Below are 24,812 nucleotides of genomic sequence, written 5' to 3'. Positions count from 1 at the left end.
TTATGCTGCCTTTCCGTAGAATAAGTATTTTGAAATTGTCTGCATTTCCGCATTTAGTTTGTCGGCTCCGAAGATTGGAACGGCTTTTACAAACAAATCATGCTTTGCATTGTTTAATTCAATGTTCGTGATACAGCCGTTTTGAACGATATATTCTGCAATCTGCCGCACGATTTCAATTTGTTCCGGCGTGAATTTACGCCAAGCCTGTCCGCAATAAAGGTTGAAATAGCTGCCGAATCGCCTTTTAAGGGACACAAGTTCATCATCCAACTTATATCCGTATCTTACCAGTTGAATAAGATTGGTAAAAACGCCCAGTTCCGTTTCTCTGTTTAAGGGCTTTACTTTTCCGCTTTCTCCATCCAGCGTTTGATAGCACGTCCATAAGAATTCCGGCTTGAACTGGTTATTATACGCAATCAGCTTCTTTTCCAAATCTTTAAGCATTGTATACGTGATGGCGATTTTTTCCTGATTATAAAGAATCCGTAACGCTTCAATTTCATCTTTATTGTCATCAAGATAGGTTTCAAATGTCGCAATATATTCTTTTGCCTGCTCTTTTGAAAATCCTGCATAAATTAACGTATCCTGTTTTTCAAGGGCAATTTTAATAAATCCGGCATTGATTTCCAAAAGTTTTTTGCGGGCTTTTACGTTGTTTATGAGCGGGGAAATCAAAATCTTTCTTTCTGTGTTCGGCTCGTTAATATCTCTGTAGGGGGGTAAACTGCAAGACTCGGGTGCGATTGATTCAAAAATATTTACAGCCAATTGTTTTACGGTAATAGTACCGAGTAAGTCATTAAGTTCGATAATATCTTCCGATTCGGCTTTTTTATTTACGCGTGAAAGATAGTCTGCTAAAAGTTCCAAATTATTATCGGATAATTCTCCGTGTGCAAGATGTTCAAGAAGGTCCTTGAGCGGCAAGACTTTTTTTACATCGCCGTTTCCGCCCGGAGCCGGCATTGATTTTTCATGCTCCGTTACGCCTACAGCATCCACAAGATAGTAAAAATCTTTTGAGATCGCATTTGAGGTTACGTTTCTTAGTTTATCGTCGGCAAATGTTCTGCATCCGCGTCCTTTCATCTGAGTGTAGAGAACTTCGGAATGTATATCGCGCATAAAAACAAGAATTTCCAAAGGTCTGATATCGGTGCCTGTTGCAACAAGGGTAACGGTAATTGCAATCCGAAAATCTTTGTTATTTCTAAAATCGCTGATCAGTTGATTTGAATTTCCGGATTTACACGTAATCAACTGGGCATAATGTTCGGGTATTTCTCCGTTAGGAAATTCGTTTTTGAAAACCTTTTTGATTGCTTTCAATATGTCTTCTGCATGGTTTTCTGTTTTTGCAAAGAAAAGCGTTTTTGGAATCATTGTCCAATCTTTTTTTCTGTCCGGGTACAGAGACTCATAGATGGAATCTTTATATGCTTGAACAACCGTTTCGATTTGTGCTGGAATCACGACACTTCTGTCTATGTCCGTTTTGGTGAATTGGTGGTCTTCATGCTGCTTTTGCGTTTTTCTTTTACCGCTCCAGTTGGAAACTTTTTTGATTTTTTCACCGTCTTTAATGGTGCCGCCGCTTTCCGAGATTTCGGTTTTAATTCTATACACACGCGGAGGAATATTAACACCGTCGGCAATAGATTTTTCCAAAGTGTAATTTACTACTCGGTTTTTATTAAAAAACGCTTCAGCTTCCGGTGTCGGAGTTGCCGTCAGTCCGATGATTTTTGCATTATTAAAATAGGTAAGAACCTGCCGCCAATCTCCGTAAATCGAACGATGACATTCATCAATTATAATTACGTCAAAGAAATCCGGCGGTAAAAGTATGTTTCCGGTAAACTGAATTCGTTTTCCCGGTGCGTTTTCATCATTATCCGTTTCTTCGTCATCGTCGGCATCGTTTATTTCTTGCCCCGTGAGTACTGCAAAAAGCCGTTGGATCGTTGAAATGACGACACTTGCGTTTCCTATTTTTTCAACACTTTTAAGACGATGAACAATGTATTCATCTGAAAAAGGATTACCTGTTTCCGTAAGTTTATAGGTGCCGAACTCGCCTTCGGCTTGCTTCCCAAGATTGTTACGGTCTACAAGGAAAAGGACCCGCTTTGCGGATGTATAATTCAAAAGACGATATGCTGCGGTACAAGCAGTAAATGTTTTTCCGGCACCCGTAGCTAAAACGATAAGAGCCTTTTTGAATCCCTGCTTAAATGAAAGTTCCAGCTTCGTAATTGCTTCAAATTGACATTCTCTTAAACCTTTTGACCCTACAGACGGGACGGAAGGAAGTTTTGCATATTCCGAATCAATGTCGTCGCCGGCCAAATTAACAATATCTTTCGGGGTTAGCATTTTTTTTAGAACTTTATAACTCGGTTTTTCGTCGTGCATATCCTTAAAGAGCAAGGTCTCGCCGTTTGAAAGAAAAATAAACGGAAGCGGAGTTTTCCATGCCCGTATCCAATCGGGCAGAATATTTCCGTAATTTTGCGCTTGTTCTGCAACTTCAAGACCTAAATTATTCTCTTTTCTTTTTGCTTCAAGAACCCCTATAGCCTTTCCGTCAAGATAAAGAATGTAATCGGCTTCTTTATTGCCTTTTAAGATATTTTCACGGACGGCTTGCGCATTTATCGCTTCGGGAACAAACTCATCCCGGTTGACTACCGTCCAGCCGGCATCTTCAAGATATGCATCTATATAAACACGCGCTTTTTGCTCAGGCAATAGGCTGTCATATCTGAAATTATGATTGTTCTTGTATTCCGTCATAAATATATCCTAATGTGCTCATATCCCAAAACTATAGGAACAATTATAACACTATTTTAGTTATTTTAATAGTACCTTATAATGCTTAAAAGGCAACCGCTGAATGGCCGTAGCGTATTTTAGTTTTGGGGATATTTCAAAAGTTTGTTACTTTTTTACCACCTATTGCATAAACTGCACTTTAAGTAATATACTGGTAAAAAAATAGGAGTTGTTTATAATAAACATTATAAAAATAGAAAACAAAGACGAAAAAGCAAAAATTGTCGAAGAAGTTTTGACGGATTTACCGGAATGGTTCGGCTTGCCTGAAAGCACAAAAGAGTATATCAATGATTCAAAAGAATTGGATTTATGGGCAGCAAAGGAAAATGATAAAATTATCGGGTTTATAACATTAACCGAATCAAGCCCAGATTGTGCTGATGTGCATTGCATGGGAGTAAAAAAAATATATCACAATAAGGGAATCGGCACATTATTATTTAATGAGCTGAAAAAATTTGCTTCAACTAAATATGATTATATACAGGTAAAAACGGTAGATGAAGGACATTATAAAGAATATGACCAAACAATAGCCTTTTATAAAAAACAAGGATTTAAAAAATTAGAAGTTTTTCCCACACTCTGGGATGAATGGAATCCTTGCTTGGTAATGATCCAAAAATTATAAAACATCAAAAGTATTATCGGATAATTTTAGTATTTTATCATTACATTGTACTTGCAAAAAAATTATTTTATATTATAATATTATTAGGGGGTAAGTATGGCAAGTACATTAGTTCAAATTAGGGTTGATGAGAAACTGAAAGATGATGTGACTGCTGTTTATGAGCAGTTAGGATTAGACTTATCCACAGCTGTACGTATATTTTTTAAGCGTAGTGTTGCTGAAAATGGGATTCCTTTTAATATGAAACTGGAAAATACCAAACAAACTTTAATAAAAAAAGAAATCCCTCCGGACATTCTTTCAGCAATGCAATCTATGTCTAAAAGTGCAGCAATTTATGGCGTTTCCGAAATGAGCATTGAGGAAATTAATAATGAAATCGATGCAGCACGAAAAGGAAAATAGAGTGCCGCTGTACGCCGTAATTGATACAAATGTTCTTGTTTCTGCATTTTTAAAAGAAAATTCTATTCCTCGTTTTGTGATTAACTATATGTATGCAGGCAAAATCATCCCAATTTATGTTGAGACTTATTTGATCACAGGTAATACCAAGCACTTCCCTGCCAAAACCTTTGTTCTAACACCGCGTCAAATTTTAGATATAGTTGAACGGCTAAATTTATAAAAAAGGAGCTTCACGGCGTGTACATAACCGATAACGAAACAAAAAAGGCCTTGCTTATTTTTACGGATATCTTATCAAGTCCGGCAAAAAACAATATAAGCCGCTCATATTTACAGGAAAAGAGTGCAGAAGCTCTAAAAGAAATAGAAGAAAAAGAACTCGAAAGCCTTGTTAAGACCATCTTTTTAAAGCCCCTATCTTCTCTCCGCTTTAGAGTCGCAAGAGAAAATCCTGCAAGCCTTGTAGGTTCGGGGCAGCTTGAAAAAATTGCTCAAGCTATCGAAGATGAAGGTGCCGATCTTGTTGTCTTTAACAGTGCTATAAGCCCCCGCATTCAGCGGAACCTTGAAGCCGCTTTAAATACCTGCGTTATAGACCGCTCCGAAGTTATCATTCAAATATTTGCAGACAGAGCTCAAACGCGGGAAGCGGTATTGCAGGCGGATCTTGCCCGCTTGGAGTACTCTATGCCGCGCCTTACCAGAAGATGGACCAGCTTAGCCCAGCAAAGGGGCGGAGCAAAGGGAACAAGGGGAGCTTCCAGAGGTGCGGGCGAAAAAAAGCTTGAACTTGACAAAAGACGGCTAAAAACCGAAATTGCAAAACTCAAAAAAGAGGTCGAAAGAGTCAGGCTTCAAAGAAAAGAGCAAAGAAAAACCCGTTTACAGGGGGATAAAAAAATAGGGGCGATTGTAGGCTACACAAACGCCGGAAAATCCTCCCTTTTAAAAAAAACTTTCGGGAACCGAAATTTTTACCGAAGATAAGCTTTTTGCAACCCTTGATGCCGAAACCAGAAAAGTTTTTTTACAAACGGATGAAAAAAATATTCAAGTTTTGTTGACAGATACCGTAGGCTTTGTAAGCAATCTTCCCCATCAACTGATTGATGCCTTCCGCTCAACTCTTGAAGAAGCGGCCCTTGCAGATTTTTTGATAATAGTCTGCGATGCATCCCATCCCGCAATGGCCGAATGCCTTGAAGTAACAAAACAAGTTTTAGATGAGCTTGGCTCAACTAATAAACCGGCCATAATTGCGATAAACAAAATAGATGAAATTTTTGATGAAGGCGAGGTCTTGAAATTAAAGGAACGCCATCCCCAGGCCGTAGAAATTTCGGTTAAAACAGGCAGGGGGATTGAAATATTAAAGGAAAAAATGACCGAGATAATTATTTTTAATAAATAACAAGATAATGCGTAAAATACACTTGACACAGTATTATGTTACTGATATAATCAGTTCATATTTATGGGGATATAGCTCAATTGGTAGAGCGCTTGCATGGCATGCAAGAGGTCAGGGGTTCAATTCCCCTTATCTCCAATATTAAAAGTTGGTACATTTCTGACATATTGATTTGATAAGGCGGCTAATCGGTGGATTCGACAACTGAAATAGATCTTGATGAGCTTCTCAAAGATGTAGTAATGCCTTCCGGAGGCAGCACGGCACAAGCACCGCCGCCCCATGCTAATTTCGATTTCGACATAAATCAACCAAATCCTTTTCCAAACATAAAAGCCGGAGGCTTAAGCAGGGAGACTATGCTTTCGATAGCTCCTGAAGCCAGAGGAGAAGCAAAACGCGATCCCAGCGAACCGGATCTTACACTAACACATTTTGAAAAAGTTGAAAAATTTTTCGCAGATACAGCACACACATTATTTGACACAGCAGAATTTTACAAGATAGTTTTAAAGGGAGAAGGAGAAAATGCCCAACGTCTTCATGCATCTTTAACCAAATTTTTAACGGCTACAGATCCAAAAGATAGAAGCGTATTCAGGCAGCAGGTTGAGTCTTCATATTGGAACCTTGTTGCCGATATGGTCATGAAAATTGCATCCGGAAAATCATCAAAAGAAAAGCAATATGCAATCAGATACGGCCTTGTTCTACCTACTCTTTTAACTACCGCACAAAAAGATATGTTTGCAAAAATAATAGACGAAAACACATATTGCGAGGCCGTCTATTATTTGGATGAGTGGTTTAGAGAAATAGGGGCAGGAAAAATCAATCCTTCTGCTACGGATGAAGTCAGAGTTACAAAAAAAGACGATAATTCACGATTTAATCAGCTTTTAGAAAAAGCAAAAGGAAAACTTCAAACAGCAGATAATTTATTAAGAGCAAAATCAGAAGAAATCAGCAGATTTGAAGACTCTATAAGACAGCAAATCGATAATATGTTCTCCCATGATATGCTGGCTAATTTTTCAAATGTCAAATCTCCTTATACCGAATCACAAAAACAGCAAATCTTGCAAATAAACGACAGATTAAAAAAACTCCTCAATTTTGATAAAGAACTGCAAAACTGCATTTCAGACTATAAAGAGGCTGATGCAGATGTACGCAGTCTGAGAGAAAAGGCAGATGCTTCAGGCGGAGTTACGGCAAATATGTCGGGAGCCGAGGGCGAATTCGATACCGTAAAACAGATGGCAAAAATGACTTGCGGAAGGAAGGGAAATCATTTTCCTATTCTATCAAGAGAGTATTTTAGAAGCTCATCAAAAGAGTTGGGCACACGCGAAAACATTCTACGCGAAATGAAGTGGCTTGAAGACATAGATGTTCAGGCTTACTGCCGTCAATATAAAAATCAGCTAAACCGTATACCTCCCTTTGTTATTTTAGTTCCGACTTATGGAGATATAGGCTTTTGTTGGGAGCCATTTGACAGATACAACCGCGTAACAAGCCGAGGAAGAATCGTAATTCCCATGTACCCAAAAAGCTTAAGGGTGTCGCTCCTAATGGCCACAGCCGACTTACGCTGGCAGGTTGCTAAGGAAAAAGCTTCTTACTATTGGATGGAGGAAGGATTAACTGGTAACTATTACCAATGGTTCCAAAACCAAAAACTAAAAGGCGACATAAAAGAATATTTTATACAGGATTATATAACTTGGATGATCAAAGAAAGTGAAGGCATCCAAAAATTGGATAAGGAAGTCAGGGAAGTATTTTGGAGATACATGCCTTTTTCCGATTCAATTAAGGCAAAACTTAAAGACAGAGCCTTAGTATATCAAGAGCTTTGCCAAAGAGATATAAACCGGCAGATGTCGGATGGGTATTAGACTATGAAAAAACAATTATTTTTATTTGCCAGTAAATTATGCCCCGATTGCGGGCCTGCAAAGGAATATTTAGAAAGAAAAGGAGTAAACTTCCGTTATTTTGACATTACTGAAGACTTAGGTTATTTAAAGTTTTTGTTAAAATATCGGGATGAAAGAGCTGAATTTGCTCAGTTCAAAAAGGAGGGGAAAATCGGCATCCCATGCTTGATGATTGGAGACGGTGAAGAGTTTGTATTCGACATTGAAGGAGCAGACCTATCAAAATGGTCTTAGCTCTAACGCAATCTTTTTGCCCTAAGTCAGGTATTTTTAGGCCGATTGGTATTTAGGCGAACCCTAGATACAATCCAGCAGGATGTGAGAGGACACATCCTGCTTTTTTTATGCAAAATTGCTTACTTTAACACAGTTAAAGGATTAATGAGCTTTCCGTTTTTATATATGGAAAAATGAACATGAGGCCCTGTAGATCTTCCAGTATTACCTACAGTTCCGATGATACCGCCCTGATTTAAAACTTGCCCCCGCCTTACCTTTATTGTATGCATATGCCCGTACATTGACTGATAGCCGCCTGAATGGGTTACAATTACATAATTACCGTAAACGGCAGAATATCCAGTATAAGAAACCTTACCGTCGAGGGTCAATTTAATCGGTGTACCTGTGGGTGCCGCAATATCTATCCCAGTGTGAAAACTTTTTCTTCCGGTAAAAGGATCTCTTCTATAACCGAAAGGCGAAGTAAGCCTTCCAATTATAGGATAAATAAAAAGCTCTCCCAAGGCCTTTTTAAGCTCAAAAGAGCTCATCGCAGCACCTGGAATAAAAAGTTTTTGTCCTATACTTACCGTTTGATTTTCAAGGTCATTGGCATCCAAGATCGCATTGATAGGCAGATTAAATTTACCGGCGATTGAAGCAAGGGAATCTCCTTTTACGGCCGTATAAATAAGCCCGTCAATCGAAGGTATAAGAAGCTTTTGCCCTATCCTCAACTTTTTTGCACTGCTTATCTCGTTTACGGAAAGCAAGGTTCCCATATTTTTAAGGCCGAATTTTTGAATAATACCGCTTACGGTATCCCCTTTTGAAACCATATAATCTTCAAAATCAACTGCTGCGATAAAATCAGGAACATCAGCAAGAGAAGATGAAGCCCCTTCCACCGTCTCCGAATTGATAGGAGCCTCACCTTTTACGCCCTCTGAAGGAGACATGGTATATTGCCGCATTGCATTTACCGCAGAAGGTTCTTCCCAAAATGATATAGACCTTATCGATGAAAGCCCCAAATTCAGCCTTAAAATCGGAAAATAAAAAAATATAAATCCGAAAGTTATCATCAATAATGGGCCTAAAACAATGAAAGGTTCATATTTAGACCAAATAGCGGCTTTGTTTACATTTACCGCCTTTCTATATCTATTTCGATCATATAATCTATTGTTATGATGCAGAACATCAGCATAAGTTATAATATCCATATCTCCTATATCGGCATAAAAAAATAGCTTTTTAGGCTAAATTAATCAATCCGATATGAAGGCATACTTTAGGTTGTAAGTTCCAGGATAAAACTGTTTAACTCCTTTTAATTTCGGCTGCATAAAGATATTATAGGTCTGGTTTGCGTAAGGAGAAATACCGCATTCTTCAGCCAATAAAATCATTTCAGCTTTTTTAAAAAGTTCAAGTTTTTCGTTAAAATCGGAGCTTTTTTTTGCTCTTTGCACCAAGCCGGTGTACTCCTTATTTTCCCAGCCGATAGGAACAATTTTGTTCCCCGGTAAAAAAAGATCCAGATATCTGGCAGGCGTATCAATGCCGCCGCCCCATGATTTAAAGCCGACTTGATAATCCAAGCTCTTATTCCGCTTTTTAAAGACAGTTCCCTCGATTTTGTCAAGCTCTACATTTACACCCAAAACATTTGAAAGCCTGTTTTGCAAGTATTCGTCAAATTTGGAGCTTTCATTTGAAGGAAACATTATCGAAATCGTTATCTTTGACGGGTCATCCCCAAGTCCGAGCTCTTTTAAACCTTCAATAAAATGAGATTTAGGATCGGGAACTTTTTTTATCAGCTCCTGAATCGGATCGCCTGCAAGGGTTCGGTAATTTTTACCTTCAAGCTCGGTTGCAATCGAAACAAAGCCGTAGGCTGGTTTATAAATATCGTCAAACAAGTCCGTGCAAATTTCTTTGCGGTCAAGGCTTGCAGAAAGAGCCTGACGAATTTTTTTATTTGAAAAAAGCTTATCTTTTTGGTTCATAAAGATATATTGAACACGGCTGTCAACTCCGTTCATTTCGGCAAAGCGGTTTTCTTTTTTTAGCTTGTTTATCCAGCTGATGGAATACGCATTCGCAATATCGATGCTGCCGTTTAAAAGTTCTCCAAGGGCAGCATTTTCTTCATTTATTATTTTAAATGTAAGAGCATCTATTTTTACCTTTTCGGCATTCCAAAATTTTTCGTTTTTAACAAGTTCAATTTTGCTGTTATGTACCCAGCTTTTGACCTTAAAGGCTCCGCTGCAAATTATTTTTTCGGCATCACTTCCGTATGATAGGCCGAATTGGCTTATAACATCTTCCCTTTGCGGCGGAATTTTTGCTGCAAATTCATGAAGATTTTTTATGGGATTTTCGGTTACAATTTGCAGTGTTCTTTCGTCAAGGGCCTTGATACCTATCTCGGAATAATCCAATTTTCCTTTCAAAATTGCTTGAGCATTTTTAATATAGTCGTAGTACATTGCCATGGGAGAGGCAGATTCGGCATTGATGATACGGCGAATACTGTATACAAAGTCTTCAGCCCTTATCTTTACGCCGTCAGACCAGTAGGCTTCACGCAATTTGAAGGTCCATTCGGTATAATCGTCATTATGAGTCCATGACTCGGCAATGGCCGGAAGGATTTTTCTTTCCCCATTATCTTCGGTCAAAATATCGGTTAAATTCTCGTTTATATAGTCCAGCACTATAAAAGAATACCTATCCGAAGCCTTTGCAGCATCCAAAATACTCGGTTCTGCCCCCAATGAGGCCGTAACGGTTTTAGGCCCCTCAATATTTTTATTGCCTCCGCAGGCAAAAAAAAGCAGCACTAGTGCTGCAATAAAAAGAATTTTTATAGTTTTCATATAAACCTCGGCTTGTACTATAACAAATTTCAGACTATTCTTCCACCGGTCCATACCCTTTAAAATTTCTCTAATCTATGTTATAATATAAAAGATGGAGGTATGGTCATGAGTTCGGCTAACAGAAAATACAAGGATTCGGTCTTCGTCGACCTTTTCAGTGAAGATGAAAAGGCAAAAGAAAATTTCTTATCTCTATATAATGCTTTGCATGGTACGGAGCTGAAAGATACAGCTCAGCTGAAAAACATCAGGCTTGATCAGGTTTTATATATGTCATTTTACAATGATGTATCTTATCTCGTAGATAATAAAATTATAGTCCTTGCAGAACATCAATCGACAATAAACCCGAATATGCCTTTACGCTGTCTTGAATATGTCAGCCGCCTTTATGAAGCTCTCTTTGAATCAAAAGAAAAATACAGCCGTAAACTATTAAATATTCCGACACCTGAGTTCTATGTCTTTTACAATGGCGAAGAAACCTATCCTTCAAATAAAACTCTTAGACTCTCTGATGCTTTTATAGAAAAGACAGAGGTATCATCTCTTGAATTGACTGTTAAGGTAATAAATATAAATAAGCAAAACGGTCATCCGATACTTGAAAACTGCAAAATGATGTATGAATATACTGTCTTTGTAGAAACAGTAAGAAGATGGAAGAAAGCTGATCCTCAAAACAGTTTTCAAAAAGCCATTGAGGAGTGTATAGCAAACAATATTTTGAGAAACTATCTAACACGCAAGACCAAGGAGGTATTGAATATGTTACTAGCCGAATATGATTATGAAACCGATATAGCCGTACAACGGGCAGAAGAGCGTGAAACAGCCTTTGCCGAAGGTATCGAACGAGGAATTGAACAAGGTATCGAACAAGGTTTTACAAAAGGTTCTTACCAAAAAGCTCTTGAAACGGCCAAAAACTTAACCGAAATGGGCTTTGCCGTAGAAGCCATTGCAAAGGCTACCGGCCTAACCATTGAAGAAATAGAGGCCTTATAAAAACGTATTACAAAGACTACCCCCCAAACCTCTTTTCCGTCCTTCGCGCTCTTCGCGGTTAAACAAATACCTCGAAAATTAACCGCAAGGGGAACAAAGCGTTGAGCTAACGCTCAACTTCGATAAAGATAATTAAAGAATATCTTACAAAGACTACCTCAAATTTCTTTGAGCCCTTAGCGTGCCCTGCGGTTAAACAAAAAAAATCCCCCCGCCGGATAATTCGACGAGGGGATAAAAGCCTGTTAATACCGATTATTCGTCAAGCCAGCTTCCGAATTCGATATTACCTCCGAGGTAGCCTAATACCGGCCTTCCCGCCGTATCAAAGCCCAAATTTACCTTTTTAAACTTAGGAGTACCGCCCTGTGCGGGAGTAAGAGAAGGAACCGTCATACATTCCCAGCGGCCCGTAACAAAACCATCTGAATCAACACCGTTTTTAACCGTACCGACATTGTCTTTTGCAACGGCAAGTTTGATTGCACTGCGCTGACCGGTTTCGGAACTGTTATAATAAGCAATATAGGGTTTATTGTTGTTTACCTTAACTTGTGTCCAGTGACCTACGCTGAAAGCGGCATCCACTAATGCGGTTTTTAATTCGGCAGAATCATAGCCGGGAAGATAACAATACATCAAATCTCCATTGCTTGAATCAAAGGCTGCAATATGGATACCTCCGTTTGAATCAATATCCATGGAAACATATTGGCCCACATACTCGGGGAAAGAAACGGATGATTCCACCCACACTATGGTATCAAGAGGATTTGAGCCGTCAACAGCACCCGAAGAGTATTTAAGTTTAAGCTTCCCTTGATCCTCATCATAATACACAATCACAACACGCTTATCTTTTTGAGTATTGGTATCACTTGTAATTCCCATATCAAAAAATCGGGAGCCGCCATCAGCAACATTCTGCCTTCCATTGGCATTATCAGAATTTTCATACTGTTTCCAACTACGTGCACCACTAGTATTAGTCTCAACAGTAACTTTGTACCCTTCAAAATTCGATTTTATCGTACCGTGCATATTTCGGCTTCCTCCGTTAAGGGCGTTACCTACTTTAAAGGAGCGGAATTTTATTCCTTTCTTAGTATTGGTATTTTCAACAGTATCATAATACGCGATATAAACAGTTGCACCGTCAGAAGTATCGGACTGTCCTTTTGCAATTATTTTTGGATATACATATCTTTCGAGGATACTCGTACTCTTATGATGAAGAGGGTCAAGTGCTAATGCATTAATACCGGGCTCACCTGCATATTTCCCCTTATAATTACTATAACCTGAACCTGGTACCCATCCGCCTCTATTACCACTGGCTGATGTTTCAGTTTCTGCATAACGGTCATAAGCATACATCATACCTGCACGGGTATAATCATGGACAGATACATAATGATACTTATTACTTTCATCCTTTGCCATAGCAACCTGATCAATTGTAATAGCTCCCGCTATGTATTCTACTTTAGTCTCAGCAGTACCTTTATCGACTATATCTCCCGATCTGGAATCAAATTTAATCCGCTGAAGCTGATATTGAGATGTGGGACCAGAAAAAGTTAAGGTTTTTCCGTACGAAGATTGATATCCTGCCGGGTTTATAAGACCGAATACCGGATCATCTCCCTCCATTATCATCTCGGGATAATAGCCGTTTCTCACAGCCGTCTTTTTCATATCAAAAACACGCAGATACCGATTATCGTTTAAAGTCTTATTTTTAAGAACATAGAGGTCGGCTTCCTTATTATACACCTTGTCATTGTTATTGATATTATTTATTGCACGCACCTTAGATGTTCCTGCAAATACTTCAAGATAACCCGATTTTGAAAGATCGTTTTTTAATGTAAATCCGGATCCGCTTTCTGTAGCGGTAAGACCTTCACCGGCCGTTTCAGTTGCATTTGCTAAATCATTTTCTTTAACAAGCCGCACAACCGGACTTGACAGGTTAAAACCCTTTACCGTTATAAAGTCTGCCGTAGTGCCTTTTATGATCGAATACTTACCGTCTGATGAGCGGAGTGTATTTTTATTTAAACCGCTGTTTATACGTTTCGGAGTTTCTATCTCCGTAATATACGGCACCACATTCACACTCAACGTTGTCTTGTTGGAGGTTTCGTTATATAAGCGGTAAGTTGTAATACCTGTCGGAACGCTTGTGTCATTCCATGTAACCTTTTTTCCGTCGGCGGAAACGGTATTAACCTGCACCAAATAGGACTTTTCGCCCTCATACAGACGGATAAACTGATGTTTTTTCGCAGTATGACCGGTATCAAGCGTTATGCCGCGATCGCCGTTACGTGTACCGGTTCCTGCATTACCGTCGGTTTCCCCTGCTCCGCTCGTAAGATCCGGATCCGCGGCATCCTTTACCGTAAGCGTTACCGTTTGATTTAAAGCGGGTGCTCCCGTATTCCACTCATACTCCCATTCTACATAGTGGCCGGTATTGCTCAATCCGTTTTTTACAACTTTTAAATTACCCGACCATTGTCCCGAAGTAAATGCTGCGGTTGCATTGATACCGGGACCGCTTAATTTCAACTCTTTAAGCCGGATATTATCATAGGCTATACCGCGAAGCTTTACCTTGCCCGAAACGCTCGGATGATTATTTCCCAAAGCACTTACGGATGCCAATTCTATATGACCGAGCGGCTCTTTTACCTTTGTTATAACACCTTCAGACGTTTTCTCAACATCATAGACTGCACTCACAAGTGGTAAATCCGCAGGCTTTGTTATACGGCTTTCATCACTGTTGTAAAAGAAGGGCATGATAAAGCCCTTGGGTGGAACATCATCAACGGCATCTAAGCCTACGGTTATTTCGGCTTGAGCATACCAGGGCGCACTAACCGATCCGTCCGTTACTTTAAGATACAGTTTTTTAGCCGTATTGTCTTCTATATCTAGTTTACCGTTTAAATCAAGAATTACGGTATACTCGCCGGACGCTGATATAGTACCGTTTGCAGATACAATCTCAGCTCCGATTGTACCGTTTCCATTACCTTGTTCATCACTACCTTCTTTATGCAAAGATACCCGTGCGTTTGCACCGTAGCCGCCTTTAAGAGTAACTTCCAATTCCGATTTTGTCGGATTTTTAAAAGTAAAGTTTGAAGAAACTTCTGCTTCTCCACTAAAATCCTTTTCTGTATTAAGGCTTCCGAAATCCGCAATTTCAAATTCCTCGCCCCCATCGTAGCTGCCGTTATCCGATAAGTCTGTCCTAAAAACAAGCTTTTTAATTTCAACGGGCTTATTTTTTACCTTTACATTGGTTATCGTCTCGGAAACTTCATTATTCCGTTCATCATAAGCGGTAATAGTAAGGGTTCCTTCACCGTTTTTAACGGTTGCCGTATTAAGCGAACCTTGAAAACTCACCATATCGCCGCGCTCTTGGGTTATTTTATTTGTATTATCATTACGGGTCATTTCGACGGAGGTCTCTGTATCCGCAACTTTAAGGCTTGCCTTAACCCTTTGAACTCCCGTAACCGTATCGGCGGCAATACCCGTAATTTGATAATCCGAGCCGTCGTCATACACCATTTCAGGCCGCTCTACGATACCGTAATTAAAATTACCGATTAAGGATGCGGCATTTTTTAAAGTAACCCGTGTACCGGTGATGGAGTCTACCTCATACACCTTATCGTCAACCAATACGCGGTACAGTTCTTTTTTTGCCGGAGTAAGATTTGCGGTAAAATTTCCTCCCGTAAACAGTGCACTTGCACTCTTTACAATCCAAGTACCGCCTGCAACTGCAGGTTTTGTAACGTCAAAACGCATACGTACAGTTGTCTCCGAATACAGTGCTTTCGGCGTATTTTCAACTATTTTAATCTTTATACTCAAATTCCCTTTTCTTTTCAGCGATTCTTGTATCGTAAGAGGAATTTGCAGCTTATAGTTTTTAGCTCCCGTCGCAGGATTCGGAGCATGTGCCGTATCCTCGGCAATCCAGCCTTCACTGACGGCTCTTTGCAGATTATATGTTACAGAACCGAATAATTCGCTCGACGAGATGCTAAGGGCCTTGATTCCCGCCTCATCGTATAAAGAACCGGTCAGTTTTTTCCCTTCGGTTATCCACATATCCTGTGCATAGTTCTGAGGGGTGCTACCGTCAGTGTTGACGATTTTTAAAGGTTCCGGGCTTCCGACAGTGGGATACGCCTTGTCGATAGTAATTTTAACGGGGCTTGTCCATAAGCCTAATGCATTAGTATCTTTATTTTTCGCCCGTACTCTAAAATAAACATCCCAGTTTTGATGGTTCGGGTCCGTAGAAGGATTATTGAATTCCCCGTTTTCATTAATAGTTATCTGCCAATTACTTCCTCCAGACGCCGTACCCTGAATTGCTTGGCCGTTTCCGCCATTATACCAGTCTTTACCTCCAAAAGTTCCGTCATCCTGCGAGTTAAAGGTCCCGTTTTTTGAAAATTGAATATATACTTCTCCTACAACACCTGTGCGTGCAGTTCCGGTTCCGAATATTTGAATGGAACCTCCCAAAACCTGACTTTGCTGGGGAGACTGTATGGTCATAACGGGCTTTGAGCCGTCTTTATCAAATCGGATTATTTTTTCCGTGTGGCTTTTATTACCGATTTTATCCTCGGTTAAAATATATACAGGAATCCCATATACGGAACCGGAAATAAACGTTCCATATGTATCGGGAGAATCGGCAAAACTATCCAAGTTATATGTAAACTCCCATGAAACGGGGGTCGATTTATCCATCGGCTTCCAATCCGAAGAATTGTAAGCAGGCAGGGAATCTCTTTTACCGATAATATACTTGGTAGATTCGGAATTTACACCCGCTCCGTCATCGGAAACAGTTCCCATAATGCGGATAGTACCCATTTGGTCTTCCGTTGGCGGAGGAAAGGTCATTACGGGAACGGGAGCCGTTGTATCCTTTATAAATTCTTTTTTTGCCCTTACTTCCTGATTTTTATCGTCATTTGCCCAAAAATGAACAACATGGACACCTTCGCTTACGGAAGAGATGGGAATGGAAGCGGATTCATATTCGGTTCCGGAGAGATTTTTAAGATTAAGCTGAGTATCGCTTTCGCCTGCCTGTGCATCGATTTTATACCGCACATTAGGATTGCCCGAAAGATTAAATACATTGGCACGCACAACAAAATCCTTGTTTACATAGCCCGAAGGTTCTTCGGGATTTATGAGCAGGTTCTCCCCTATCCATCTGAAATGTACAACATATACACCGCCTGCCGAATTATTGTTATTATAAGCAAGAAAATCATTATCGCCGGTGTCCTTACCTTCAACTTTAACAAGATAATGCCCTTGTTTAAAATCCGCAGGCAGGTTCCATGATACGGTTAATTTATTGGAACCGTTCAATGCCACTACAGGCGGATTTCCGCCTTGCCCAGCTAAGTCCTGTGCCTGTAGATCTTCAAATTTAAAAGAGTACGCGGGTGAAACCTCAGGCTGCACATTCAATTTTTTTACGGAACCGGAAGCGGTATAAGAAACCTCCTCATTACATTTGTATAAGTTAATTACTATTTTGCTTTTTTTATAAGACTCAGCTTCAGAATAATTTTCAACCAAGGGTGTTTCATCTCTGTTTCCTATAAGATCGAGTATAAGAGTCGGCGGAGTACCGTCCTGAAAAAAAACCGAAGAAGGTTTCGGAAGATTTTGCTCCGGCAGAGAGGCGGAAACCTCCATCGGAAGATTTGAAGCATTAGCAACTTTAAAACCCGGAGATTTATCGGGATTCAATGTAAAAACCGAATATCTTGCCAAGGGACCGATTTCGATAAGAATACGAGAATTTTCCAATATAGCCTTTACACTTTGTGATTCCGTATTATTTGCATCGTACAAAGAAGCCAACAATCTTTCGGATTTTTTAAACGAAAAAGCCGATCCTTTTTTTCCTGCAAAATAATCGTTTATAATATCCGCAGTATATCCTTTAGCCAATACGCTGCGCATATTATTATCCCGCAGATAGTACCATTCTGAGGTGTTTCCCGTTCCTTCCGGGGCACTACCCTTATACGAGCGTGCATTATCGGTTAAAAACAAATGGGCTTTTATTTTCGGGGATGAGTTGTTATGAGTATTATGGTGATTATGTAAATACAATTTATCGGTATAGTTATCGTCGGCATCTTTTACAGCCTCGGCCATCTGTTCGTTTATATTTTTTCCGACAAACTTTTTCGATATTTCCACGCCGGAATTTTCATCTCCAACCTTTAAGGTAAGATCTTCTATTTTATTTTTGTCCTCAGCCTGTCCTACAACCAAAAAAACTGCACCGTAGGGTTCGGCAACAGGGGAAGTATCTTGACCGGATGCAATTGTAGAAGGACGAGATACAATAAATACCGGAGGCGTATTATCAATGGTATATTCGCGGCTCAGTTTTGTTTTTCTATCATTGCTGTCGACAATAGTTACAAGGGCGGTGTAGGTTCCATCAGGAAGAGGATATTCTTTAACCAGAGGATGATTATCCCTAAATCTGCCCCTAAATTCATTATCTATTTCTGCCACCCAGACAAAAGAACCGTCTCCTGTACCCTGAATAGAAGCAGGATAAGATTTTGAGATCCATCCTGTATCCACATTTTTGAAAGAAACAGAAATAGATTTTACTTCACCATCATCCTTTGCAGTTCCCTTTATAACAAAACTTCCCCGTATGGGTGTTTCGCCGGTATCAGGATAAGTAATTGCTCCTTCAGGACTATATATATCTACTTGACCACCCAAAGAAGGCTTACATGTCAATAATGTAACAACAGTAAATAAACTTAATAATAATAACCTTAAATATTTTTTATTTTTTTTCAATTTCTTCCCCTAACTCTAAAATATATCGAATCTTATACCAAACGATACGTTGGGCATCAAAGACTTTATACCTGATGTCGTTCCTGTCGACTGTACATCAGTCGGTATAAACCATAATTGTCCTTCAGTAAAAAACGATACCGCACTAAAATACTTTTGCTTATGAAACTTTACTTTAGGAAACTCAAGCTGCAAAAGCAAGGCAGACAATACCTGAGGTCTTCCGCTCTGTGTTTCAGTAAACAATCCAAATTGTGCTCCCAAAGCCACATCCAAATATAACCACCTCCAATCCGGACCAAAATAATAACCGAATGGAAGTTCGTATACATTTGCCAATAGTTTTAACGATATGATATGCCCTCCATACCTCATAGCACTATTGCCGAAAAATAACTTAAACTGGCTTTTAAGCATCTGACCATAATGAAGCTGAAGCTTTACATTGTCGTCAAAAAAGCTTAAGCCTAAGCCCGTACTCCAAAGGGCTGCACCCCAAAATGCTGCTTCGACATGCAAGCCTTGTATAAACTTAGGCACTCCGTAGCTTGCCTTATCCCCCTTTCTCAAAAGGGCTTCTACACTAGAAAGCTCTATATCATCAGAAGATAGGCCGCTAAACTCTATCGCTCCGTTATACCTGCCTCCTTCTCCGGGGGCTATCAATGTAACTTTAGGTGCGCTCTTGTCTATTTTAACTATTGTCCTTGAAACCGCTACCTCTTTATTTTCCATAACGGCTCTTAACAATAAAAAGTGATTTCCTTCAGCCATATCCTCAGTTTCAAGTCTATACTTCCAATTGGAAGAAGACTTAACAGGAACAAAGGTTTTGCCGTTATCAAAGCTTATTTCTACATACTTAACACGCTTTGCCTTAAAGGCTCTTTTATCTTCAGATGTAGAACCCTTTGCATACACCATTGCCTTTTCTTCTTCAGATACTGTATATCCTGCCCTTCCTCTAAGGTATGGCCTTTCTATCGCAAAGTCTCCCATAGCAAAGTTATCTATCGTAATCCAAGGGCCTTCTGCAGTATAGCTTATCTTATGCACCTCGGAAGAAACTAAACCTGAACCGGCTCTGTTAGCCCTTAGCTCAAGACTATGCTCTCCGTTTATAATCTTTTCGCTGTTTAATTTAAAACAAACATATCCTGTTTTAGATACAGGCACTCTTTCTACCTCTTTTCCGTCTATATATAAGGCAGCTTCTTCTCCGCTCTTATCAAGCATAAGCCTTCCGTATACATTAAACTCTCCTCTTACTACTTCTCCGTTCAAAGGGTATAATAACTCTATCTTGTTTTTGTCCTTTTTCCTATATACATCAAAGTTTACGGATGCCTCATTTGTGTTGTTTGCCTTATCCACTCCGCTTATCTCAAGGTTATATCTTCCTTCGGGCAAGCTGCTTATATCTATTTCTTTTGAAAGAATTATATCTTTTTCAAGTTTTATCTCGGATAGTTTTTGCGGTACGGTCTTTCCGTCAAGACTTTTTATCTTTAACATTACTCCTTCAAGAGATATATTATCATAAACCTGACCCGACACAAAAAGATTGTTATCCAATTTTGAACCCGCTAAGGGATACTCAAGTTTTAATACGGGAGGAGTATTATCTATATTTATAAGTGTCGAGTATAAAAACACTTGTTCATAGTTGTCCGTTGCTCTTAGAAAAACTACATGGGTGCCGTCATTTATGATATGAGTATTGATACGGTATTGCCACTTTTCTCCGCCTTCAGCCAAATGATAGGTCTGTCCGTTATCAAAAGATAATTCTACCTGTTTGATTCCGTTTTTATCCAAGGCTGTACCGGATATTACGGTTACCTCCTGAACGGTGTCGGTTATAAGAGGATAACTTACCCCAACCTGAGGTACTTCCAAAGACACTCTTATCTTCCGAGTTACAGGTTCGCTTGTAACTCCGTATATGTCTTCGGCATACATGGTAATCTCATGCTCATTATCAGTAAGATCGCTTAAAAGTATCGGTATCGAAAAACTGTTTTTTATCTCCATCGACTTATAAGCTCCCTTATCTATCCTGTAATGAATCTTGGAAGCCTCATCATCGTCATATACCATGCCCGAAACTTCAAAGTCGCTTATGATTATTTCGTTTTCGTTAGGTAAATGAAGCTCTACCTTCGGGGCATCTTCGCTGTTGTCTATATCAAAACTATATGTATTGAAATTTCTTGAGTTCCCGGCAAGATCGGTAAACTTAAACTGCATGTTCTTATTCAAAGGCTCTTTTGCACTGCCTATTATAAGATTAGGTAGAGAGCTTTCTTCAAAACTCTGCCACACGGCTCCCTTACTTGCTCCCTTGTATTCAGACTTTACTCCGGCAAACCTGTCGGTTACCTTAAATGCGGAATATATCGAGCCGTTTACTTTTTCGCCGCCCTCAGGCAATATCATAACTACCTCAGGGGCTTCATTATCTTTATAAAATAATCTTCTTTCATAGCTTTCTCTTCCGGCCTTGTCTATTGCCCTTACGGTAACCATTATCGGGCCGTCAGCCTGGCCTGCTATGTTGATCTTTTCGTTAAATGTTCCGGCAAGTTTTACATAAGGAGACTCTCCGCCAAGGGTGTATTCTACCTTTGTAAGGCCGTTGTCGTCTTCTGCCTTGCCTTTTAAGATTATGCTGTTTGTTACAAATGAGGCTTCTTCACTCATGTCAAGGCTTATAACAGGGCGGCTTTTATCAACAAGAATATCTACCAAGGGGCTTGTAAAGACTACTCCTTCACTGTCGGTTATCTTTACTCCTACTCCCTTATAGTTCCCTTCCTCCTTGAATGTAAGCTTTATTAAATCTCCTTCTTTTTCGGCTTCAATGTTTTTTCCGCCTACTACTTCCAAAGACTCTATTAACATCCCTTCCCTAGGCTGATAAACTCCTTCCAAAGCCTGATCTTCTTTCAAAACCAGCTGATTGTTTTCGTTTACCATACCCCTTGACCAGGCAAAGTTCTCTTCTCCGCCAGATCCCGATACATTTAATACCCTGATTACTAAAGTTTGTTTACTTACCTTATCGTTTATGTCGGCAGCTGTAACAGAAACAGTATATATACCGGGTGAAGATTTGGCGTTTATGTTTGTCTTTATAACATAATCGGTCTGTCCGGGCTTTAAGGGTAAAACGGATTCTTCTTCTCCGTTAAACCCTGCACTTATATATTTTAACCCCGATGAAGATTTTACATGAACAGAGGTTCCTACCTTAGTCTGTGAGGTATAAACGGGAATTACTGTCTCTCCGTTATCAAAAGATATTACGGGGGCGGCTCCTTCTATATTAAACTTTAAGCTCAAAGGAGTACCTTTAATTCCTTTTTTGTTTACGGCATAGATGGTTAATGTATGTGACCCAGCACTTAAACCTCTTTCTACAGCGAAAAAGCCTGCATTAAAGGCTTCAATTATTTTTTCTTCGCCCTTGTCTATTCTGTATCTTACCTCACCTGCTCCATACATGTCATAAATTGCTCCTGCAATATAAAGATCGCCTGAAGCTTTTCCGTCAGGTAAGGGGCTCAGCATTTCTATAACAGGGGAGCCCTTACTCCTATCTATATTAAATGTCTTTTTTGCCTTAACAATGTTGCCGGCTATGTCTTTTGCAGTAATCTCTACAACGGCACTTTTCCCGCCGCCCTTACTTACATCAAACTCTTTTATCCAATAGTGGTTCCCTGCAGTAAGTTCAAACTCTCCTTCTTCTCCGTTACACTTCCACGAAAGGCTCGATAAACCGGCCGAATCTAATGCCTTTCCTGCCACGGAAAATACTGGGGCCATTGGGCCGTCCTCTTGGGGATAGATAAACTCAACCTTAGGTGCCGTGTTATCTACAAACAATAAAAATGTGTGTATACCGACGCTCCCCTGCTTATCTATTGCCTTAAACCAGATTACCTTAGGTCCGTCATCTATTGTTTTTGTGTTTACCTTTAGCGAAAACTTTGACTGCTTTGTTTTTTTGTTATAAGATAGTTTTACTTCTTCAAAGTTCTCCCCGTTATTAAGAGAATAAAGCAGTCTTTCTATACCGTTACCGTCTTCTACAGTTCCTTCCATGACTATTGTCCCGGAAACCAACTCCCCTACGCTCCTATTTGATATATCAGTTATGGGGGATAAACGGTTTATGTAAAAACTGCGTTTTACGGATTTGCCCTTTACTCCGTTAATGTCTACTCCCCATGCCTCTATGGTGTGGGTTCCTTCAGCAAAACTTTCCGTGTTTATATAATATGACCAAAACTCTTTGCCCTTGGCCCTATATACATTTTCTCCGCTGTCGATGCGAAGCTCTACATACTCTACTGCATCATCATCTACGCAAGTTCCTATAACATTTAAATTGCCTGCTACTACGGCTTCACTTTTAGGATTACTTATGTTTACTATCGGTAGGTCAGAATTAGGATCCACATACATGTTAAAAGGGCCCACATAGCCTTCATTGCCGGCTATATCTGTCGCCTTTATCAATACATTGTACTTACCCTTTTTCTTACCGGATATATCTATCGACTGCTGCCAGCTTTCTTTGCTTGTCATCTGAACCCCGTCTATATCCTTTGAGCCGCCGGCATAGGCAATACCGAAAAAGCTTGTCATTATCAATAAATACATTGTTAGTTTTCTCATAAAACGCTCCTAAATTAATTTTACAATTTAACCGATAAGTTATCGGCTAAAAAATACGAAATCTTTAATATATTCAACTTAAGATAAAAATATTTATAGATATAAATATATTTGAAGTACAATATACATACAAAATGTCTATAATATCAAGCAATTTTGCCATTTTATATATATTTTTTTACAATGATATATCTTCCATATTTTTTAATAATAAGGTAGAATGTTAAGAGTATGCGGCTTAAATTTATAGGACAAACTACAGCACAAAGGCGGGAGCTTATTTTAACAGCTTCACCTATCAAAACCCTAATCATCCTTTCTTTACCGGCTCTTATGATGGCAATGCTTCAGGCAATGATGCCTTTTACGGACGGTCTTTTTATAAACAGGCTTACTGACCATATAACAGCCAGTGCAGTCAGCTTTTCTCAGCCTATTATCTTCATTGTTTTAGCCCTTGGACAAGGCCTCAGTGTCGGAGCTACAGCAATTATAGGACAACTTAATGGAAGAGGAAATATTGAGGAAAGCAAAAAGGTTGCTACACAAATTTTCGTATTTTCATTTTTGTTGGGAATTGCATCAATTCCTCTGTTATTCATAATAGGAACGGTAATAAGCTATACGCTTAAGAGCGAAATAGCTCCGCTGGTTTTTAGGTACATTTCGCTTTATTGTCTTGTAATGCCTTTAAGCTTTATGGAAGCTATATACAACGGTATAAAGAATGCCAACGGCAAGCCTGAAGCTCCGTTTATAAGAATGATAATTATGCTTATCATAAAAATCATAGGCAACTTTCTTTTTTTATATGTTTTTAGAATGAAAATAGACGGCTGTGTGCTAGCCTCTCTTTTAGCCAATATTGTAGTATCTGCATGGATGTTCTATGATCTTTTTTTAAAGAATAGCCCTGATAAACTCAGCTTAAAAAATTTTAGATTTTCTTCTCCTACCCTTGAAGAGCTTTTACGGGTAGGATTTCCTGCAATGCTCAATTATGCCTTTGTCTATCTGGGCTTTTTTCTTATAAACAACGAAATGGAGCCCTACGGGGCTGTGGTTTTAAACGGACAAAGCATTGCAAGCAATATTTCTACAATCTGTTTTAATATTCCCGGCTGTTTTAGTGCGGCAGTTACCACTATGGTAAGTATGAACATAGGATCCGGAAACCCTGAAAAGGCGAAAAAGGCCTGTCTTTTAGGCTGCATTACAAGTGCCATAAGCGGAGCTGTTCTTATTGCTGCAATTGTACCGTCTTCAGCTTATTTGGTCTCACTGTTTAAGCCTGAGCTTCCCGAAATCGGCGATATTGCCGTGAAGGCACTGCATATTTATACATACTCGGTCATAGGTTTCGGCGTTTGCATGACAATTCAAGGAGCCTTTATCGGACTCGGAAAAACCAAGATACCGCTGATGCTGGGCATTTTACGAATCTGGCTCTTACGCTACATCTTCATCCTTGCAACCGAAAAATACCTTTCCTACTACTCGATATATTGGGGCAACCTTTTTTCAAACATTACCGCAGGTCTTGTCGCAATTATCTTGATCTTGAATACCAAATGGGTATCCGTAATAAAAAAATAAATCTTTTTTAAAATTTTACTATTTATTCAAAGTAAAACCCTATAATTATATGAAGGCTAAGAAGGAAACAAGACCCTTATCAGTTTTCTCAACGCTTTTTTGGAAGATTCTTACGGTAAGATCACAAAGTCCGAAATCATAGATACCGAGCTCATCATAGAAACAGAAAAGTGCATTTATCGCGAAATAAACCGCAAGGTACGCGAAGCGTTGAGCTTACGCCCAACGCTTCGCGGCCTTTGCGGTTAAATTTA

The 24,812-nt window shown here is 39.4% G+C and carries 13 protein-coding genes, 1 tRNA gene and 1 pseudogene; 10 read left to right on the top strand and 5 right to left on the bottom strand.

From position 1 onward, the window contains the following. A complete protein-coding gene (locus E4O00_RS00235) occupies window positions 1–2,805 on the bottom strand; it encodes a type I restriction endonuclease subunit R (RefSeq protein WP_253677984.1) in 2,805 nt (934 codons plus the stop codon). 217 nt (window positions 2,806–3,022) lie between these two features. On the opposite strand from E4O00_RS00235, the gene E4O00_RS00230 reads away from it, so the two are divergent. From E4O00_RS00230 to E4O00_RS00200, 7 genes and pseudogenes are all read left to right on the top strand, one after another. Next, window positions 3,023–3,481, top strand: coding sequence for a GNAT family N-acetyltransferase (locus tag E4O00_RS00230; RefSeq protein ID WP_002691734.1), 459 nt, complete (start codon window positions 3,023–3,025; stop codon window positions 3,479–3,481). A gap of 96 nt (window positions 3,482–3,577) precedes the next feature. After that, a complete protein-coding gene (locus E4O00_RS00225; protein ID WP_002673438.1) occupies window positions 3,578–3,889 on the top strand; it encodes a type II toxin-antitoxin system RelB/DinJ family antitoxin in 312 nt (103 codons plus the stop codon). Continuing rightward, the gene (locus E4O00_RS00220; RefSeq protein WP_253677982.1) at window positions 3,858–4,112 is read left to right on the top strand and encodes a PIN domain-containing protein; all 255 of its coding nucleotides are present in this window, start codon (window positions 3,858–3,860) and stop codon (window positions 4,110–4,112) included. Before E4O00_RS00225 ends, E4O00_RS00220 begins: the two co-directional genes overlap by 32 nt. A gap of 17 nt (window positions 4,113–4,129) precedes the next feature. After that, window positions 4,130–5,303, top strand: a pseudogene (gene hflX / locus E4O00_RS00215) (GTPase HflX). 65 nt (window positions 5,304–5,368) lie between these two features. Continuing rightward, a tRNA-Ala gene (locus E4O00_RS00210) sits at window positions 5,369–5,441 on the top strand. A 53-nt stretch (window positions 5,442–5,494) separates the two neighbouring features. Further along, complete coding sequence (locus tag E4O00_RS00205; protein ID WP_253677981.1) at window positions 5,495–7,207, top strand: hypothetical protein; 1,713 nt, start codon at window positions 5,495–5,497, stop codon at window positions 7,205–7,207. Window positions 7,208–7,210: 3 nt separating this feature from the next. Then, window positions 7,211–7,483 (top strand): glutaredoxin domain-containing protein, encoded by a 273-nt coding sequence (locus E4O00_RS00200; protein ID WP_253677980.1) that lies wholly within the window; start codon window positions 7,211–7,213, stop codon window positions 7,481–7,483. Between the two features lie 122 nt (window positions 7,484–7,605). On the opposite strand, the gene E4O00_RS00195 is transcribed toward E4O00_RS00200, so the two are convergent. Both E4O00_RS00195 and E4O00_RS00190 read right to left on the bottom strand, forming a co-directional pair. After that, window positions 7,606–8,697, bottom strand: a complete 1,092-nt coding sequence (locus E4O00_RS00195; protein WP_253677979.1) for a M23 family metallopeptidase — start codon at window positions 8,695–8,697, stop codon at window positions 7,606–7,608. A 45-nt stretch (window positions 8,698–8,742) separates the two neighbouring features. Further along, entirely contained in the window at window positions 8,743–10,362 is a 1,620-nt protein-coding gene (locus tag E4O00_RS00190) for a peptide ABC transporter substrate-binding protein (protein ID WP_253677978.1), read from the bottom strand. A 108-nt stretch (window positions 10,363–10,470) separates the two neighbouring features. Here E4O00_RS00190 and E4O00_RS00185 point away from each other — a divergent pair, with 108 nt between their 5' ends. After that, window positions 10,471–11,373: an Rpn family recombination-promoting nuclease/putative transposase gene (locus E4O00_RS00185; RefSeq protein WP_253677977.1), complete on the top strand. Its 903-nt coding sequence runs from the start codon at window positions 10,471–10,473 to the stop codon at window positions 11,371–11,373. 255 nt (window positions 11,374–11,628) lie between these two features. On the opposite strand, the gene E4O00_RS00180 is transcribed toward E4O00_RS00185, so the two are convergent. Together E4O00_RS00180 and E4O00_RS00175 are read right to left on the bottom strand one after the other, a co-directional pair. Further along, on the bottom strand, window positions 11,629–18,276 hold the full coding sequence (locus E4O00_RS00180) for an Ig-like domain-containing protein (protein ID WP_253677976.1): 6,648 nt from the start codon (window positions 18,274–18,276) through the stop codon (window positions 11,629–11,631). A 15-nt stretch (window positions 18,277–18,291) separates the two neighbouring features. Further along, window positions 18,292–22,962: an Ig-like domain-containing protein gene (locus E4O00_RS00175; protein WP_253677975.1), complete on the bottom strand. Its 4,671-nt coding sequence runs from the start codon at window positions 22,960–22,962 to the stop codon at window positions 18,292–18,294. Between the two features lie 231 nt (window positions 22,963–23,193). Between E4O00_RS00175 and E4O00_RS00170 the strand changes: the two genes are divergently transcribed. After that, a complete protein-coding gene (locus E4O00_RS00170) occupies window positions 23,194–24,558 on the top strand; it encodes an MATE family efflux transporter (protein ID WP_253677974.1) in 1,365 nt (454 codons plus the stop codon). Window positions 24,559–24,657: 99 nt separating this feature from the next. After that, window positions 24,658–24,807, top strand: coding sequence for a hypothetical protein (locus tag E4O00_RS14015; protein ID WP_305880170.1), 150 nt, complete (start codon window positions 24,658–24,660; stop codon window positions 24,805–24,807). The last annotated feature ends 5 nt before the right edge of the window (window positions 24,808–24,812 follow it).

The sequence above is a fragment of the Treponema sp. OMZ 788 genome, assembly GCF_024181245.1.
Lineage (GTDB): Bacteria > Spirochaetota > Spirochaetia > Treponematales > Treponemataceae > Treponema_B.
Note: the sequence above shows the minus strand (reverse complement) of the source record. Positions and strands in the feature narration are given on the sequence as shown.

Coding starts and splice junctions, on each gene's coding strand:
- E4O00_RS00170 (WP_253677974.1), top strand. CDS start 23,194: ATGCGGCTTAAATTTATAGGACAAACTACAGCACAAAGGCGGGAGCTT.
- E4O00_RS00190 (WP_253677978.1), bottom strand. CDS start 10,362: ATGAAAACTATAAAAATTCTTTTTATTGCAGCACTAGTGCTGCTTTTT.
- E4O00_RS00195 (WP_253677979.1), bottom strand. CDS start 8,697: ATGGATATTATAACTTATGCTGATGTTCTGCATCATAACAATAGATTA.
- E4O00_RS00225 (WP_002673438.1), top strand. CDS start 3,578: ATGGCAAGTACATTAGTTCAAATTAGGGTTGATGAGAAACTGAAAGAT.
- E4O00_RS00200 (WP_253677980.1), top strand. CDS start 7,211: ATGAAAAAACAATTATTTTTATTTGCCAGTAAATTATGCCCCGATTGC.
- E4O00_RS00220 (WP_253677982.1), top strand. CDS start 3,858: ATGAAATCGATGCAGCACGAAAAGGAAAATAGAGTGCCGCTGTACGCC.
- E4O00_RS00175 (WP_253677975.1), bottom strand. CDS start 22,962: ATGAGAAAACTAACAATGTATTTATTGATAATGACAAGCTTTTTCGGT.
- E4O00_RS00235 (WP_253677984.1), bottom strand. CDS start 2,805: ATGACGGAATACAAGAACAATCATAATTTCAGATATGACAGCCTATTG.
- E4O00_RS00185 (WP_253677977.1), top strand. CDS start 10,471: ATGAGTTCGGCTAACAGAAAATACAAGGATTCGGTCTTCGTCGACCTT.